21 protein-coding genes are annotated in these 13945 nt (G+C 62.0%); 11 read left to right on the forward strand and 10 right to left on the reverse strand.

Annotated elements, in window-relative coordinates; genetic code table 11:
* On the forward strand, positions 1–411 hold a 411-nt coding region (locus VB618_RS00005), incomplete at its 5' end, for a KUP/HAK/KT family potassium transporter (protein ID WP_329794434.1).
* On the opposite strand, the gene VB618_RS00010 is transcribed toward VB618_RS00005, so the two are convergent.
* Positions 309–929 carry an NAD-binding protein gene (locus VB618_RS00010; protein ID WP_329794435.1) on the reverse strand — a complete coding sequence of 207 codons (621 nt, stop codon included), beginning with the start codon at positions 927–929 and terminating at the stop codon, positions 309–311. The two genes, VB618_RS00005 and VB618_RS00010, sit on opposite strands and share 103 nt — an antisense overlap.
* A 131-nt stretch (positions 930–1060) precedes the next feature.
* The gene (locus VB618_RS00015) at positions 1061–1207 is read right to left on the reverse strand and encodes a hypothetical protein (protein ID WP_329794436.1); all 147 of its coding nucleotides are present in this window, start codon (positions 1205–1207) and stop codon (positions 1061–1063) included.
* 563 nt (positions 1208–1770) lie between these two features.
* Here VB618_RS00015 and VB618_RS00020 point away from each other — a divergent pair.
* The 6 genes from VB618_RS00020 to VB618_RS00045 all read left to right on the forward strand — a co-directional run bounded on the left by VB618_RS00020 (position 1771) and on the right by VB618_RS00045 (position 4161).
* Entirely contained in the window at positions 1771–1980 is a 210-nt protein-coding gene (locus VB618_RS00020) for a cold-shock protein (protein WP_196262937.1), read from the forward strand.
* A gap of 109 nt (positions 1981–2089) precedes the next feature.
* The gene (locus tag VB618_RS00025; RefSeq protein WP_329794437.1) at positions 2090–2290 is read left to right on the forward strand and encodes a hypothetical protein; all 201 of its coding nucleotides are present in this window, start codon (positions 2090–2092) and stop codon (positions 2288–2290) included.
* Positions 2291–2333: 43 nt separating this feature from the next.
* Positions 2334–2702 carry a DUF6481 family protein gene (locus VB618_RS00030; protein WP_329794438.1) on the forward strand — a complete coding sequence of 123 codons (369 nt, stop codon included), beginning with the start codon at positions 2334–2336 and terminating at the stop codon, positions 2700–2702.
* Positions 2703–2718: 16 nt separating this feature from the next.
* On the forward strand, positions 2719–2913 hold the full coding sequence (locus VB618_RS00035; protein WP_329794439.1) for a hypothetical protein: 195 nt from the start codon (positions 2719–2721) through the stop codon (positions 2911–2913).
* A gap of 83 nt (positions 2914–2996) precedes the next feature.
* Positions 2997–3299, forward strand: a complete 303-nt coding sequence (gene rpsU / locus VB618_RS00040) for a 30S ribosomal protein S21 (protein WP_329794440.1) — start codon at positions 2997–2999, stop codon at positions 3297–3299.
* 142 nt (positions 3300–3441) lie between these two features.
* On the forward strand, positions 3442–4161 hold the full coding sequence (locus VB618_RS00045) for a lysophospholipid acyltransferase family protein (RefSeq protein WP_329794441.1): 720 nt from the start codon (positions 3442–3444) through the stop codon (positions 4159–4161).
* Positions 4162–4191: 30 nt separating this feature from the next.
* Here the strand turns inward: VB618_RS00045 and VB618_RS00050 are convergent, their stop codons facing one another.
* The 3 genes from VB618_RS00050 to VB618_RS00060 form a co-directional block, all read right to left on the reverse strand.
* Positions 4192–6465: a bifunctional diguanylate cyclase/phosphodiesterase gene (locus VB618_RS00050; RefSeq protein ID WP_329794442.1), complete on the reverse strand. Its 2274-nt coding sequence runs from the start codon at positions 6463–6465 to the stop codon at positions 4192–4194.
* A gap of 118 nt (positions 6466–6583) precedes the next feature.
* Positions 6584–6829 carry a hypothetical protein gene (locus tag VB618_RS00055; RefSeq protein ID WP_329794443.1) on the reverse strand — a complete coding sequence of 82 codons (246 nt, stop codon included), beginning with the start codon at positions 6827–6829 and terminating at the stop codon, positions 6584–6586.
* Entirely contained in the window at positions 6826–7572 is a 747-nt protein-coding gene (locus VB618_RS00060; protein WP_442931596.1) for a Crp/Fnr family transcriptional regulator, read from the reverse strand. Before VB618_RS00060 ends, VB618_RS00055 begins: the two co-directional genes overlap by 4 nt.
* Before the next feature lie 342 nt (positions 7573–7914).
* Between VB618_RS00060 and VB618_RS00065 the strand changes: the two genes are divergently transcribed.
* Positions 7915–8196, forward strand: coding sequence for a hypothetical protein (locus tag VB618_RS00065; RefSeq protein ID WP_329794445.1), 282 nt, complete (start codon positions 7915–7917; stop codon positions 8194–8196).
* Between the two features lie 68 nt (positions 8197–8264).
* On the opposite strand, the gene VB618_RS00070 is transcribed toward VB618_RS00065, so the two are convergent.
* Complete coding sequence (locus VB618_RS00070) at positions 8265–8510, reverse strand: hypothetical protein (RefSeq protein WP_329794446.1); 246 nt, start codon at positions 8508–8510, stop codon at positions 8265–8267.
* Positions 8507–9253: a Crp/Fnr family transcriptional regulator gene (locus VB618_RS00075; protein ID WP_329794447.1), complete on the reverse strand. Its 747-nt coding sequence runs from the start codon at positions 9251–9253 to the stop codon at positions 8507–8509. Before VB618_RS00075 ends, VB618_RS00070 begins: the two co-directional genes overlap by 4 nt.
* Before the next feature lie 382 nt (positions 9254–9635).
* Here VB618_RS00075 and VB618_RS00080 point away from each other — a divergent pair, with 382 nt between their 5' ends.
* From VB618_RS00080 to VB618_RS00090, 3 genes are all read left to right on the forward strand, one after another.
* A complete protein-coding gene (locus VB618_RS00080) occupies positions 9636–9884 on the forward strand; it encodes a DUF6894 family protein (protein ID WP_329794448.1) in 249 nt (82 codons plus the stop codon).
* A 205-nt stretch (positions 9885–10089) separates the two neighbouring features.
* A complete protein-coding gene (locus VB618_RS00085) occupies positions 10090–10338 on the forward strand; it encodes a hypothetical protein (protein WP_329794449.1) in 249 nt (82 codons plus the stop codon).
* A 64-nt stretch (positions 10339–10402) separates the two neighbouring features.
* Positions 10403–10645, forward strand: coding sequence for a hypothetical protein (locus VB618_RS00090; protein WP_329794450.1), 243 nt, complete (start codon positions 10403–10405; stop codon positions 10643–10645).
* Between the two features lie 130 nt (positions 10646–10775).
* Here VB618_RS00090 and VB618_RS00095 read toward each other — a convergent pair whose 3' ends face one another.
* From VB618_RS00095 to VB618_RS00105, 3 genes are read right to left on the reverse strand one after another with little or no spacing between them, the layout of a single operon-like run.
* Positions 10776–11864 carry a sensor histidine kinase gene (locus VB618_RS00095; RefSeq protein WP_329794451.1) on the reverse strand — a complete coding sequence of 363 codons (1089 nt, stop codon included), beginning with the start codon at positions 11862–11864 and terminating at the stop codon, positions 10776–10778.
* Positions 11865–11866: 2 nt separating this feature from the next.
* Positions 11867–13363, reverse strand: coding sequence for an ATPase domain-containing protein (locus VB618_RS00100; protein ID WP_329794452.1), 1497 nt, complete (start codon positions 13361–13363; stop codon positions 11867–11869).
* Positions 13353–13703 carry a HigA family addiction module antitoxin gene (locus VB618_RS00105; protein ID WP_329794453.1) on the reverse strand — a complete coding sequence of 117 codons (351 nt, stop codon included), beginning with the start codon at positions 13701–13703 and terminating at the stop codon, positions 13353–13355. Before VB618_RS00105 ends, VB618_RS00100 begins: the two co-directional genes overlap by 11 nt.
* Between the last annotated feature and the right edge of the window lie 242 nt (positions 13704–13945).

Raw genomic sequence — 13945 nt, forward strand, 5'->3', positions numbered from 1 at the left:
GGCAATGCCAACGATGTCCCGGCCGCGCTGCTGCATAACATGAAGCACAACAAGGTGCTGCACGACCAGAATGTCATCTTGACGGTGGTGACCGAAGAGGTGCCGCGCCTACCCGACGAAGGCCGCGTCACCGTCGAGAGGCTCTCGGACCGCTTCTCGCGGGTGACGGTGCGGTTCGGATTCATGGAACGGCCGGGCGTGCCAACGGCCCTGAAGACGGCGGGCTTCGACCTGAACGACGTCTCGTTCTTCCTGTCGCGGCGGGCGCTGCAAGCGTCGGCCCAGTCCGGGTTGCCGCTGTGGCAGGACTACATCTTCATCCCGATGGCCCGCTCCGCGAGTGACGTGTCGGACCACTTCTGCATCCCGGAGGATCGGGCGGTCGAGGTGGGCTCACGCATCACGATCTGAGCCGCCCGACCAGGGAGCATCCGCCCGTGTTGCAGTGAACCCCGAGGAGATGAACACGGTCGGGGATCGGCCAGCGCGACGGTGTCGAAGGCGCCGGGCGTCCTGAGACGCCGGACGATGCCGTTGGCGACCTCGACCTCGGGCGAGATGATCACGTCGATGGGTAGCTGGTCGGAGGCGTAGAGACCCTGCCAGATCGGCTCCAGATAGCCGTGGTGCCTGACGCGGGCGATGCGTCGGCGGACATTGAACAGGGAATAGGCCACCTGGCAGGCGACCATATTGACCTCGTCGGAGCGGGTCACGGCGATGAGCATGTCCGCATCCTGCGCGCCCGCCCGCTCGAGAACCTCGGGATGAGCGGCGTGGCCGGCCATCCCGCGGACATCGTAGCTTTCGTCCGCCCGTCTGGCCTGATCGGGTGAGATGTCCACCACCGTCACATCGATGCCTTCGGAGGCGAGGTGGCGGGCGATGGTCGAACCGACCTGTCCGGCACCACAGACGATAACTCTCACGGCGACCTCATTACCCAGATACGCTTGGCTTTGGGGTTATGTAGGGCACAGGCCGTGGAATACACAAATCGATCTTCAGGGACCGGTCCTATAGGCGGACCGATCCGGTTTTAGGGTCTGAGGGCAGGCGCTCAGCCGATCATATCGAGGACGATCTGGCGGATTTCTTCCCGCGACAGGCCGGAGGATTGCGGCTTCGGGGCAGACTTGGCCTGCAGAGGAGCCTTGGCGTGCTGATGGGTTTTCTTGGAGTTCTGAACTTGAATGGCAGTCGACATAATAAACCTGTGGCCGCGCCGGGCACGGCCCGGACAGCATTGAATTGAATGATGCCGTCGGCGCAACGCACCGACAGGAAGGAATCCGCCCGAAAGGGCTGGAGGTAGCAAACGATGGGAACGGTAAGCGGGCTCGGCGGCTCGATCACGAGCTAGGGAGAGCAGGCCGAACATCTCGGTTGGACCGGATCAATATGGGGCATCAGCCGGCTTATGGCAAGTTGAAACTTTGTAAAATCGGATGAATCGGCGCCTCCGAGGAAAGTAAAACCATGAGCCAAGCCGCGCTTATTCCAATGATTTTCCAGAAAGCCGAGCTCTCCTCGAGAGCCAATGCTCACGTGAACGTCAGCATTTTCTCAAAATGGTGGCTTGTATTTAGGGTGATAGCGCCCTACATCAGGATCATCGACATTTGGCCGGACAATCGGGCCGTTACGCCTTGGCATGCCAGGCGCACGTGCAGACGCCCTTCCCAAACTTCGACGAACCCGAGCCCGGGGCCGTGCTCTCGCACGCTCTCGTGCTCACGTGCACTGATGCATAACCTAAGGAATACTGCCATGATGACAGGCACCGTTAAGTTCTACAACGATCAAAAAGGTTTCGGCTTCATCCAGCCTGACAATGGCGAGAAGGACGTGTTCGTCCATGCCACCGCTCTCGAGCGTGCTGGCATCCGCGGTCTGCGCGAAGGCCAGAAGGTCACCTTCGACACCGCCGAAGATCGTCGCTCCGGCAAGGTTGCCGTGAACAACATCCAAGCGGCCTAATGATGATTTTGGGCGCCCTATACAGCGCCTGAAGACGAAGCCGCCCCCTGGTGGGGCGGCTTCTTGTTTGTGCAACGCCATCTTTGGTGGCGATACCGGCGAGGACGCGATGAACACCTTTCGAAAAGCCTCTCCTGCGAAATCTGTAATGTTCGTGGTGGACTATTCCGACGCCCGCAGAGCCTATCTCTGGGTCGATAATCCCGGAAAGGCCAACGATCCCCGCGCGGTCGGTCTGATCGCACGCGAGCAGCAGGAACAGGGCACTCTCCCGGGCGGCGACATCGCCACCATCCGGCGCGTCCGGTAATCGGCTTCGTTCGACGAAGCAGCAAATAGGATCAATGAGCGGAATGAAGCATCAGGATTTCGGCGAGCGGCTCAATGTGGCCAAGAACGCCAAGCAGGCCATGGCGGAAAAGTTTCGGAAACGTCCGGGACTTGACGATCCGGCGGTTGCCGAGCGGCGTGCTGCCCGGGCTTCGGTGAGCGCCGCGCGTGATGCCAGGATCGCTGAGCGCGAGGCCAAGCGCCTCGCCGATGATGCCCGCCTGACGGCCGAGCGCGAAGCTCGTGCGGTCGAGCAGGTGGAGCAGGACAAGCTGCAGGCTGAGCAGAACGAGCGGATGGCTGCCGAGAAGGTCGCGGATGACGCAAGGCTCGAGGTCGAGCGCAAGGCGGCCCGCGATGCCCGCTATGCAGCCCGCAAGGCCCGCAAGTAAGGGAGGAGATCAAGCGATGTCCCACAAGTTCAAAGTTCGACAGATGGTCCGGCTGACACAGCCTGGTTTTTCTGATAACCGGGCAGGGTCGGGCAATGTTTATGAGGTCGTGCGGCTCCTGCCGGCCGACCAGACCGGTGAAGTGTCATACCGTATCAAGTCGGGCATGACCGAGAGGGCCGTCCGCGAGGGCGAAATCCGGAGCGCCTAGGCGCCAGCGCCTCGAACTCAGTTTCAATCCGCCAGGCGTAAGTCGACGCGGAGCAACACGCCAACATGTAGAGAGGACATCCATTGCAGGTTCTGGTACGCGACAACAACGTCGATCAAGCTCTCAGGGTTCTCAAGAAGAAGATGCAGCGCGAAGGCATCTTCCGCGAGATGAAGGCACGGAAGGCTTACGAGAAGCCGTCCGAGCGCAAGACCCGTGAGAAGGCTGAGGCCATCCGGCGCGGTCGCAAGGCCGCCCGCAAGCAGGCCATCCGCGAAGGGCTGATTGCAGCTCCCAAGCCGAAGCCCCGTCCCGGGGGCGCCGGCGGCCCCCGCCGGCCGATGTCGGCTCCCAGCGCTGCGCCCCGTACCGAGGCTGCCGAGTAAAGCCTCCTCTCAAGGCTCTCCTACAAGCATTCAGGCGGCGCATGATGATCACGCGCCGCTTCTTTTTTATTGATTGCAAGCCGGCATCGCGGCAGAGCGTGGTGCACGTCAAACGTTGGTTCATCCAAAGCATTTCATTGCCATGCAGCTCCTCCGCTCCAAACTCTTCGATGTCTATCTGGCTGTCTGGACCGGCCTCTTCGCGCCCGTTCTGGCCGTGCTGTGGCTGTGCGGGGCTCCCGAGCGCGGCGTGCGCCTGGCCTCGCGGCTGTGGGCGCGGGGCATCCTGGCCGGCTTGAAGCATATCGTCGGCCTGACCTATACGGAGCGCGGGCTTCACAACATCCCCGACGAGCCCTGCCTGATCATCGCCAATCATCAGTCGACCTGGGAAACCCTGGCGTTCCTGGCGCTCTTTCCGGATGTGGCCATCGTCGCGAAGCAGGAGCTGCTGACCATCCCGGTCTTCTCGTGGTTCCTGCGCAACTCGCCGATGATCCTGATTGATCGCGAGAGCGGCCCGAAGGCTGTCCGGAAGATGGTGGACGAGAGCCGGGCCGCTCTGGCCCAGGGCCGCTCCGTGCTGATCTTCCCCGAGGGCACCCGCAAGTCCGTCTCCGAGCCCATCGCTTTCAAGCGCGGCGTGGAGATCCTCTACGCGAAGCTCGGCCGGGTGGTTCTGCCGGTGGCCCTGAATTCCGGTCATTTCTGGGGCGTGGATCGGTCCGTCAAGCGGGGAGGGACCATCTCTGTCTCCTATCTCGATCCAATCGAGCCGGGCCTGCCCGGCAACGAATTCGCCCGCAGGGCCGAGCAGTTGCTCGAGGCGGAGAGGCAGCATTCCTGGCCGCAGGCCGCCTGAGTCTGGGCTTCGATTGTCGAGCGCCGAGGTTCAGGCGACGGCTCGCGCGGTCTGCTGAGAGCCTTGAGTGTCGGCAATGAAAGCCGCAAGCGCCTCGCGGGGCATCGGCTTGGCGATCAGATAGCCTTGAGCCTGTGAGGCGCCGGCCACGCGCAGGGCGTTGAGCTGCTCCTGCGTTTCGACGCCTTCGGCCGTCGTGCTCATCTTCAGGTCGTTCGCGAGCCCGATGGTGGCCTTGATGATCGCGCGGCTGCCTGCCGAGTCGATCATGCCGCGCACGAAGGACTGATCGATCTTGATCTTGTCGAACGGAAAGCTCCTGAGATAGCTCATCGACGCATAGCCAGTGCCGAAATCGTCGAGCGAGATCCCCACGCCCAGGCCTTTCAGCCGCCGGAGCGTCGCGGTTGCCTCCTCGGTGAGCTTGACGGATTCCGTGATCTCCAGAACGAGGCGATGGGCCGGCAGACCGGAGAGGTTCAGGGCCTTCGTGATGCTGGCGAAAACGTCCCGGCGCTTGAACTGCACCGGCGAGAGGTTGACCGCAACCTTCAACGGGAGATCCCAGGTCATGGCCGTCGCGCAGGCCTCCTCGAGGATCCAGTCGCCGATCGGCGCGATGAGGCCTGATTCTTCGGCGGTCGGGATGAACTGCAGGGGCGGGATCATCCCCTTCGTTGCGTGCTTCCAGCGAACCAGGGCCTCGCAGCCCCACATCCGGTTCGTCGCGAGATCGAGGATCGGCTGGTAGAACAGCTCGAACTCCCGGTTATCGAGGGCGCTCTTGAGGGCTCCTTCAAGCGCGCGGCGTTCCGCGCGGGAATCCTGGATGTCCGGGTCGTAAAACCGATAGCTGCTGTTGGGGTCGGACTTTGCCGCGTAAAGCGCGATGTCGGCCGCTCGCATGAGCTCGGTCGAGGTCTTGGCGTCGGAGGAGGCGATCGCGATACCGGCGGAAATCCCCACATCGATCTCCGTGTTGCCGATTGTGCAGGGCGTCTTCATCGCGGCCTGGATGGCCGTGACGAGATCCGTGACCTGCTGGCGGCCCCTGACCGGCCTTTGAATGATGGCGAATTCATCGCCGCCGATGCGGGCGATGAAATCGCTCTTCCGCAGACGTTCGCGCAAGCGCCGCGCCAAGGTCTGGATGATCTCGTCTCCCGCGCCATGGCCGTGATTGTCGTTGATGTCCTTGAACCGGTTGAGATCGAGCAGATGCAGCGCAAAGTCCATGCCGGATCGCTGCGAGGCGAGATAGGTGCGCTTCAGCTCCTCGATGAAGAACGGCCTGTTGGGCAGCCTCGTCAGGACATCGTGGCGCGACAGGTAGCTCTCGCTCGCGGCCCTTAAGATTCCGGTTTTCACATGCCTCAAGCCCATCAGGCTCGCCGTGTCGACCGCAACGCCCATGAGATAGGCAACGAGCCCGATCACGCGCGCTTCAAAGCGCTGTCCGGCCATGAGCTCCGCGACAGTGCGGCTGACGGCGATGCCGCCCGGATAATGGGCCAGCGGATGCAGCGCGAACAGCCGCTCCTGCCTGTCGATCCAGCTCACGTCGCGAATGAGCGTCGGGCTGCTCTTCGCAATCATCCGCTGCAGCGGCGTGTCGGGCTTGCCGATCCTGCGTCCGAGCGCCCGCTCAGAGTTCGGGATATGCGCCAGAACGACACCGTCGCGCCGATAGAACGTCACGGCCGATGTGGGCTTGCGGAGATGCTCCTTGTAGAGCGCCTCGAAATGGCCGAGGTCGATGGTGGAGACGGCGATGCCGAGGAGGTTTCCCTCAGCGTCGTCGATCCTGCGCGCGAGCGACAGGACTTTCTTGCCCGTCGTGCGGATCCGCATCGGCTCGCTCAAGTAAGAGGTGAGCGACGGGTCCGTCGTGAGGGCCTGGTAATAGGATGCGCCCGTCAGATAGATCGGATCGGACATCGGGCGCGGGTTCGAGGTGCCGACGAGCTTACCCCGGGCGTTGACGAAATCGATGCGGACGATCTGGGGCAGGGTGCAGGACGCTCCGACCAGAACGGCCTTCGTGGCCTGTGACGCGGCGAAGCCGTCGAACTCGCCTGTCCGGAGGCTTGCCTGCGGGATGCGCTCGACCAGATCGCGCAGAACGCTTTCGATGGACTGGAGGATGCCGTCCGTCCGCTCCTGGAGGGTCAGTGCGAGGTTCGCCAGATCGCCTTCGGCGCGCGCGAGATCGTCGGTGTAGCCCCGCACCAGGAGGAGCACCGCGCCGACGATGACGGCCGTCACGACAACGATGCCGAGGATGATGATCAGGGGAGCGGGCACGACGGGTATCGATGAGGCCTGTGAGCGACGATCTGCGCCACAATCGGCCCGGAGGTGTGGTTATTCCGTTAACTTTTGCCCGGACCAAGCTTCCTTTAGGGAAAAAAACAAATGTTGCTTACCGTTGTCTTGCGAGCCGCTGACCGATCCAAAGCTGGGCTGCGTCCAGATCCGCGAATGTCGGCTGGTTGACCCCATCCAGCCGTCCGAAGCCGGCCTCCAGGAACCATTGTCCGGAAGCCACCTCGTTGTCGTCCGCGAGATGGGTCAGTACCGCCAGGAGCCGCTGCTCCTCGTCGAAGACCAACATGCCTTCCTCATCGGTGCCATTGCCGACACGCACAGGCTGAAGGGTGAAGGTCATGCGGCGGCCTGATTATTCTCCAGGTAAAGATAAGTCGGGTCGAACTCACCTACCTGCTTCAACTTTTCCCAGTCGAGAATGTTCAACCGGTCGCCGTTCAGCTCGATCAGGCCCTCGGCCCGCAGCTGCTGGAGAACACGGTTCACATGAACGTTCGTGACTCCGATGGCATCGGCGAACTCGTTCTGGGTGATGGGCAGGTCACAGGAGTGATCCTCGGCCAAGCCAACGGCCCTGAGGCGCGTCAGCAGCTCGCAGAGAACATGCGCCATGCGGGTATAGGCCTCGCGGCGCCCGACATTCAGCACCCATTCCCGGAAGATGGCCGCATCGATGAGGGTCTCGCGCCAGAAGGCGGCTGTGATGCGGGGATAACGCTCGCAGACATCGCGCAGGGCCTCATGGGGGATGAACCCCACACTGCACGGGCTGATGGTGCTGACGCTGTTGTCGAGAACCTTCAGGTGCAGGCTCTGCAGGTCGGGGACGTCGCCCGGCAGGTTGAAGGAGACGATCTGGCGCTTGCCTTGCGCTGTGACCTTATAGGTGGCAGCAAAGCCGCTCAGGATCAAGCATGACCGGGAGGGACTATCCCCCTCGCGCACGATGTCTTGGTCGGCCTTGATGGCCATGACTTGCATCGGCAGCTTCAGGAGGGCTTGTCGCTCGCCGTCGTTGAGCGCGAAGATGCTCTCGATCTTGCGGATCATCGGGTTGTAGCCGGGATGGAAGGTTGCCGACAAGATCATGCTCCCTGTTTGCAGGCGGGAGCACACGGATCTCTCAGGCATCAGCGCCTATGTCTGCTTGCTGACGATGATCCATCCGTCGCATGCACGTGGATTTCTGTCGCTCAACTGGATTGACCCATGTTGGTAACCTAGGTTGATGAAACACATTAACTTAGATTAGATGCGCTGGGAGCTGTCCAAGAAATAAGAAGTCGGACTGACATATGTTATTCGGCAAACCCCACCCAGTTTAAGGACCGCTCGGGCCAGACAGCCTATGATGATTTCCTTGTTTCTCTTGGGTGTCCGGCCATTTGGCAGCTGACCTTCCGCCCTTACTTAAAGGTAGAGGTTATGGCTCTCGACATCTCGTTCCAACCCATGCGCGTGCTCATTGACGGCCATGACAGCGAAGGCCTTCTCATCCTCGCAGACAGCCAACTCGCCGCCGTGATTGTCCGTCTTGACGGACAGACTCATTACCCTGAGCACAAGGGACTCTGGCACCTGGAGGCGGGGTTCGGCAAATGCGATGTCCGTGTTGCTCCACCCGTGTTCATGACGCCCGAGGAGGCCGGAGCCTGGGTTAAGCAAGCACTGACGGGCAAGGTCGCTGAACCCACAGAAGCCGATTGATGTGCCGCTTAAAGGTTTGAGCATCGGATATATCCCAAAAGTGCAAATCCACTTTCGGGTCCGATGCTCTAGATCCGACGGGCAAGGCGTTGGACGATCCACTCATGAGCTGCTTCAAGATTGATGAAAGTGGGCTGGTGCCGATTTTCCAATCGGCCAAAACCGGCTTCCAGATACCAGTGCCCGGATAAGCCGTCATACTGGTTCGAGAGATGGGTCAGCACCGCCAGGAGCCGCCGGTCCTCATCGAAGACCAGCATGCCATCCTCATCGCTGCCATTGCCGACACGCACAGGCTGAAGGGTGAAGGTCATGCGGCGGCCTTCTCATTCTCCAGATGAAGGTAGGCCGCGTCGAACTCACCGGCCCGCTTCAGCTTCCCCCAATCGGGAATGAAGAGCCGCTCCCCTTTCAGTTCGATCAGGCCCTCGGCCCGCATCTGCTGGATGATCCGGTTGACGTGAACCGTGGTGAAGCCGAGCGCATCGGCGAACTCGTTCTGGGTGATCGGCAGGTCGCAGACATGGTCCTCGACAAGGCCCACGGCCCTCAGGCGCACCAGCAGCTCGCAGAGAACATGGGCCATCCGGCTGGAGCCTTCGCGCCGTCCGACATTCATCATCCACTCGCGGAAGATGGACGCATCGACAAGGGTCTCGCGCCAGAGGCCGGCTGTGATGCGGGGATAGCGTGTGCAGAGGTCGTGCAGGACCTCGTGGGGGATGAACCCTATGCTGCACGGGCTGATGGTGCCGATGCTGTTGTCCAGGGTCTTCAGGTGCAGGCTCTGGAGGTCGGGAATGTCGCCTGGCAGGTTGAAGGATACGATCTGACGCTTGCCGTCTCGGGTGACTTTGTAGGTGCAGGCGAAGCCGCTCAGGATCAGGCATGACCGGGAGGGACTATCTCCCTCGCGCACGATGTCCTGGTCGGCCTTGATGGTCACGACTTGCATCGGCAGGTTTTCGAGGACCCGCCGCTCGTCATCGGCGAGGGTGAAGATGCTCTCCAGCTTGCGGATGAGCGGACTATAGTGATGTTCAAAAGAAGAGTGCATGGCAGTGCTCGTCCTGTTACAGGCGGGAGCACATTGGATCTCTCTGCCATCAGCGCCTGGAAACGGTTGCTGACGATAAAATGACTGTAGCACATAAATGAACCTCTTGCTTAGATCTATGTCGATCTTGGCGCATAAAGTGGTCGATCAGAGCTGAGGCGGCGCTTATGTCACAGCACGGGCAGGCATAGCCTTTCACGGTTCGCAGCTGCGTTCGGCATATGCGGGAAAAACGGCCCATATATCGCCATGTGAAATCCATGGCATCATTTACGTTAAATGCCTGAAATAGCATATGTTAATCGCTTAAGCTTTTCAGGATCCGTGCCGAACTAACAACTCCTCCTGTGGTTCCCAAGTAGCGAACAACAGGGGAGATCGCATGCCTCGGTTCTATTTCGACGTCTCAGTGGGGGACGACTTCACTCGCGACGATACAGGCTTCGAATACGAGAGCCTGAACATCGCGGAATACGAGGCGACCCGCGCCGCGGCCGAGATCGCCCATAACAACCTGCCAAGGCGCCGCACTTCTGAGATCTGCGTGCGGGTCAGGGATGAAGAGGGTTTCCTGCTGTTCACCGTGGATGTCACCATGGCGGTTCGCCGGACGGTCCGCGCCCTCCCGTGAAGACCGGTTGTGGACCTTCGAAATGGTATTCTGGAATGTAACTGGCAGAAGCGCAAAGAAAAGCGCCCGCAAAACATCGGGCACACCCGTTTTTCATAGGCATATGCTTGGCAAGGGCGTACAACAGAGCATTGCTGCTATGGACGATCCAGGTGCCGGCGACTGAGAGATGTACGCTCCCGCCTGTGAAGCTCCGGAGCTTTTCATGCCCCACTTTTACGATACCTGCGCCGGGTCCATTCCAGGTCTTTATCTGCCCCTGGTTGCTTGGGACGTGCTGCATCGGGAGCATATCGAAACCCTCGAGCAACTCATGATCCATGCTGACCAGCTTGAGCAGTTCGACGGCATTGGCGCCAGGATGGCTCAGGTGATCAGACAGGCGCTCGCCGATGGCGCGTCATTCGACGAGCGGACAGCCAGCATGAAGCAGAACGACTCCTGGAGCGCATGATGTCGCAGGTGAGTCTTCAGGAGATGAACCGAAGCGTATCGTTAACACAGATTAACGCCACGCCATGCGGCTTTCTGTAACCTGCCAAGGTATGACCCAGCCTGATCAGCCTGACAAAAAGCCTGAGCAGAGTCAGCCATCGCTTGGTGATGCACTCGAGCGATCCAACCGGGTGATCGCAGAGTCGCGCGCGGAAATTGCTCGTGCGCGGGCGCTCAGCAAATCCGAAGCGGATATCTCACGCGAGATCGAAAGTTTGAGCGAGGAACATAACCGCTTGAATGGCAGCCGGAAGGACGGCGCGTAGCTCGCAGAGCACCCTTTATGGAATCTGCATAGGCATATCGCAAAGAATCCATGTTCCCTTCATGCTCTCACTCAAGGAGAAAGCATCGGATCGATCCCAAAAGTGCAAGTCCACTTTTGGGTCCGATGCTTTAGGAAACAGGGGCATCCACCGTGCAAACGACCCCTGTCGGAGCGAATGCGATCTCCACTTGGCCGTCCAGATCGTTGGCCAGGGTACGCTCGATCAGACGGGACCCGAATCCGCGCCGGCGTGGGGGAATAACGGGCGGCCCGCCGGCCTCCGTCCAGCGCAGGGCCAGCCTGGGCGGTGCGGTTCCGTTTCGCACGCTCCACGCCACCTCGATGGTGCCGGTCTTGTTCGCCAGGGCGCCGTACTTCACCGCATTGGTTGCCAGCTCATGCATGGCCATGGCCAGCGCGAGCGACATGCGGGGCGTCACGCGCACATGCGGACCGGTGATGTGAAGCCGGTTCTCACCTGGGATCTGGTAGGGCTCGAGAGCCTTCTCGATCACTTCCACAAGGTCGGCCCCGTCCCAGCTCTCACGGGTGAGCACGTCATGCGCCCGGGAGAGGGCGAGAAGCCGCCTCTCCAGCGCATCCTGCGCGTCCTCTTTCGTGTCCGCCGTGCGCAAGGTCTGGGCTGAGATGGATTGCACGGTCGCGAGCGTGTTCTTCACCCGGTGGTTCAGCTCGTCGATGAGCAATCGCTGATGCTCGGCCGCGCGCTTCTCCTTGTCGAGAGCGGCCCTCAGGCGCTCTTCGCCCCGATGCAGGTCCTCAAGCCGGGCGCGGGCCTCGTATTGCCTGCGCCGCCCGCGCAAGGCCGAGCAGGCGACGCTCACCAGCGTTCCCGGGTGGAAGGGACGCTCCAGAAACACCACGTTGCCGAGAAGTTCGGACAGACGCGCCAGGGCCGGATTGCGCTCGATGCCGCCGCCGCGAAGGGTGAGGAGCACGAAGGCGAAATCCGACCACGGGGGCTGATCCAGCAGCCAGCAGGAGAGGTCCTTCAGATCCGCATTGCGCAGCGTCTCTTCGGTGACGATTGCAAAGCCCGCCCCCTGCGTAATCCCGTTCACGAGCGCCGACAGGTCGGGGCAGACCTCCGACGCGATGCCGGCGCCGTGCAGAATGTCGGCAGCGATCGCCGCATCCCGCCCATGAGGCGCCAGGATGATTGCGCACTCCGAATGCGAGTGAAGAATGTCGCTCATGCTCAGCGATCTTTGAGCAGCTGCGCGCGGTCGCCGTCGGTGAAGACCGGGGTGCCGCGCAGAATGCCCTGGAAGCCCTCCAGGGGTTCGCCGATAGCGATGCCCTTGTTGGTGATCCGCATCTCGCGAATGGTGTTCTCGTGCGAGCCGAACCGCTTCTTGATGATCGAGATCGCCCGCCGAACCTGACCGAATGCCTCGAAGTAGCGCAGCAGCACCACCGTGTCGGCGAGGTACGTGACGTCGACAGGGGACTTCATGTCGCCCACGAGCCCGTGCTGCGCGACCGTCAGGAAAGTCGAGACGCCCTGCCGGTTCAGGTATTGCAGCAGCTCGTGGATGTGCAGGGTCAGGAACTCTTCTTCCGGCATGGCGGCCTGATAGCCGTTGAGGCCGTCGATCACCACCGTCTTCACGCCATGACGATGGATCTTGGTGCGCACCCGGTCGGTGAACTCGCCAGGTGAGAGTTCGGCGGCGTCGACCTGCTCGATGAACAGGTTGCCCGAGGCGCACAGCGCTTCCAGGTCGATGCCGATCAGCTTGGTCCGGTCGATCAGGAGGCCGAGCTCCTCGTCGAAGATGAACAGGGCCGCCTTCTCGCCCCGCGCGGCCGCCGAGATGGCGAACTGCACCGTCAGGAGGGATTTGCCCGTGCCGGCCGGCCCCATCACCAGCGTGCTCGATCCCCGCTCGACGCCGCCGCCGAGGAGCGCGTCGAGCTCAGTGATCCCGCTCGTGAGGACGTTGCGGGCAAAGCCGGTCTTGTGCTCGCCCGAGACGAGGCGTGGAAACACTTCGACGCCTCCTGGCGCGATGATGTAGTCGTGGTAGCCGCCCCGGAACGACTGGCCGCGATACTTGATCACCCGCAGGCGGCGGCGCTCGGCGCCGTAATTGGGCGTCAGCCCCTCCAGGCGGATCACCCCATGGGCAAGGCTGTGGACGGTCTTGTCGTTGGTGTCCGTGGTCAGGTCGTCGAGCAGAAGAACCGTCGCGCCCTGGCGTGCGAAGTAGTGCTTCATGGCCAGGATCTGGCGGCGATAGCGCAGGGAGCTCTGCGCCAGAAGGCGAATCTCCGACAGGCTGTCGATCACGATGCGGACAGGCTTCGTCCGGTCGATCTCTGCGAACACGGCCCTGGTGGTTTCGCCGAGCTCGAGATCGGACGAGTAGAGCAGGCTCTGCTGGTGCTCGTCGTCGAGCAGATTCTCCGGCGGCACGAGTTCATACACGTGAATGCTGTCGCCGAGGGTCCAGCCATGGGACGCCGCACCGTCGCGCAGCTCCGACTCCGTCTCCGACATGGTGACGTAAAGCCCGGTCTCCCCGGCCTTGGCGCCGTCGAGCAGGAACTGGAGCGCGATGGTGGTCTTGCCGGTGCCGGGGCTGCCCTCCAGCAGGTAGACGTGGCCGGGCGAGAGGCCTCCGACGAGAATGTCGTCGAGGCCCGTGATCCCGGTCCTCGCCTTCGGTTTGGGCTGGGGCTTAGCGGTCATGATGAAGTCCAATCTCGGCCTGCAGAGCGGCCGGAAGCGTGTGGGTCGGGATCAGCCCGAGAATTCCTGTAAGCGCCTGCTCCGCGTGCCAGAGATCGTGCTGCTGCTGCCGCTCGAGCCAGAAGTGGGGCGTCGTGCCTGAGAGGCGGGCAAGGCGGGTCGCCATCTCCGGACTGACCGCCGCCTTGCCGGCAAGGACCCGATGGAGCGTCTGGCGGGCGATGCGAAGCTCGCGGGCGGCTTGGCTGACGGACAGGCCGAGGCCGGGCAGGACCCGATCGCGCAGGATCCATCCCGGGTGGGGCGGAGCCACCGGGAGATAGTCTCGGGAGCGGGGCATGATCCTGCCTTTGTTGATCCAACTGTAGCGTTATGGGTGACAGGGCGCGAAAGACAAGGGCCTTGGCGGTTCCCGGTTCCATGACCTCGCCGCCAAGCTTGGGCGCATCTTGGGATGTGCAGGAGATGCCTCGCTGATCTTGCTCCGCCACACACGCTTATCGTAAGTTAATGGCAGCACCCCTTCAATCAGGTAAGGCAGAGGTGTTCTCCGCAGACAACCGGCGGGTTGGGCGTCCTGGT

The sequence above is a fragment of the Microvirga sp. CF3062 genome (assembly GCF_036314045.1).
Lineage (GTDB): Bacteria > Pseudomonadota > Alphaproteobacteria > Rhizobiales > Beijerinckiaceae > Microvirga.

What these genes read in the sequence shown, in the direction of transcription:
- VB618_RS00080 (WP_329794448.1), top strand. Translation starts at nt 9,636, where the DNA reads ATGCCTCGGTTCTATTTCGACGTCTCAGTGGGGGACGACTTCACTCGC.
- VB618_RS00070 (WP_329794446.1), bottom strand. Translation starts at nt 8,510, where the DNA reads ATGACCTTCACCCTTCAGCCTGTGCGTGTCGGCAATGGCAGCGATGAG.
- VB618_RS00035 (WP_329794439.1), top strand. Translation starts at nt 2,719, where the DNA reads ATGTCCCACAAGTTCAAAGTTCGACAGATGGTCCGGCTGACACAGCCT.
- VB618_RS00105 (WP_329794453.1), bottom strand. Translation starts at nt 13,703, where the DNA reads ATGCCCCGCTCCCGAGACTATCTCCCGGTGGCTCCGCCCCACCCGGGA.
- VB618_RS00025 (WP_329794437.1), top strand. Translation starts at nt 2,090, where the DNA reads ATGAACACCTTTCGAAAAGCCTCTCCTGCGAAATCTGTAATGTTCGTG.
- VB618_RS00100 (WP_329794452.1), bottom strand. Translation starts at nt 13,363, where the DNA reads ATGACCGCTAAGCCCCAGCCCAAACCGAAGGCGAGGACCGGGATCACG.
- VB618_RS00095 (WP_329794451.1), bottom strand. Translation starts at nt 11,864, where the DNA reads ATGAGCGACATTCTTCACTCGCATTCGGAGTGCGCAATCATCCTGGCG.
- VB618_RS00015 (WP_329794436.1), bottom strand. Translation starts at nt 1,207, where the DNA reads ATGTCGACTGCCATTCAAGTTCAGAACTCCAAGAAAACCCATCAGCAC.
- VB618_RS00055 (WP_329794443.1), bottom strand. Translation starts at nt 6,829, where the DNA reads ATGACCTTCACCCTTCAGCCTGTGCGTGTCGGCAATGGCACCGATGAG.
- VB618_RS00045 (WP_329794441.1), top strand. Translation starts at nt 3,442, where the DNA reads ATGCAGCTCCTCCGCTCCAAACTCTTCGATGTCTATCTGGCTGTCTGG.
- VB618_RS00065 (WP_329794445.1), top strand. Translation starts at nt 7,915, where the DNA reads ATGGCTCTCGACATCTCGTTCCAACCCATGCGCGTGCTCATTGACGGC.
- VB618_RS00090 (WP_329794450.1), top strand. Translation starts at nt 10,403, where the DNA reads ATGCGGCTTTCTGTAACCTGCCAAGGTATGACCCAGCCTGATCAGCCT.
- VB618_RS00085 (WP_329794449.1), top strand. Translation starts at nt 10,090, where the DNA reads ATGCCCCACTTTTACGATACCTGCGCCGGGTCCATTCCAGGTCTTTAT.
- VB618_RS00020 (WP_196262937.1), top strand. Translation starts at nt 1,771, where the DNA reads ATGATGACAGGCACCGTTAAGTTCTACAACGATCAAAAAGGTTTCGGC.
- VB618_RS00075 (WP_329794447.1), bottom strand. Translation starts at nt 9,253, where the DNA reads ATGCACTCTTCTTTTGAACATCACTATAGTCCGCTCATCCGCAAGCTG.
- VB618_RS00030 (WP_329794438.1), top strand. Translation starts at nt 2,334, where the DNA reads ATGAAGCATCAGGATTTCGGCGAGCGGCTCAATGTGGCCAAGAACGCC.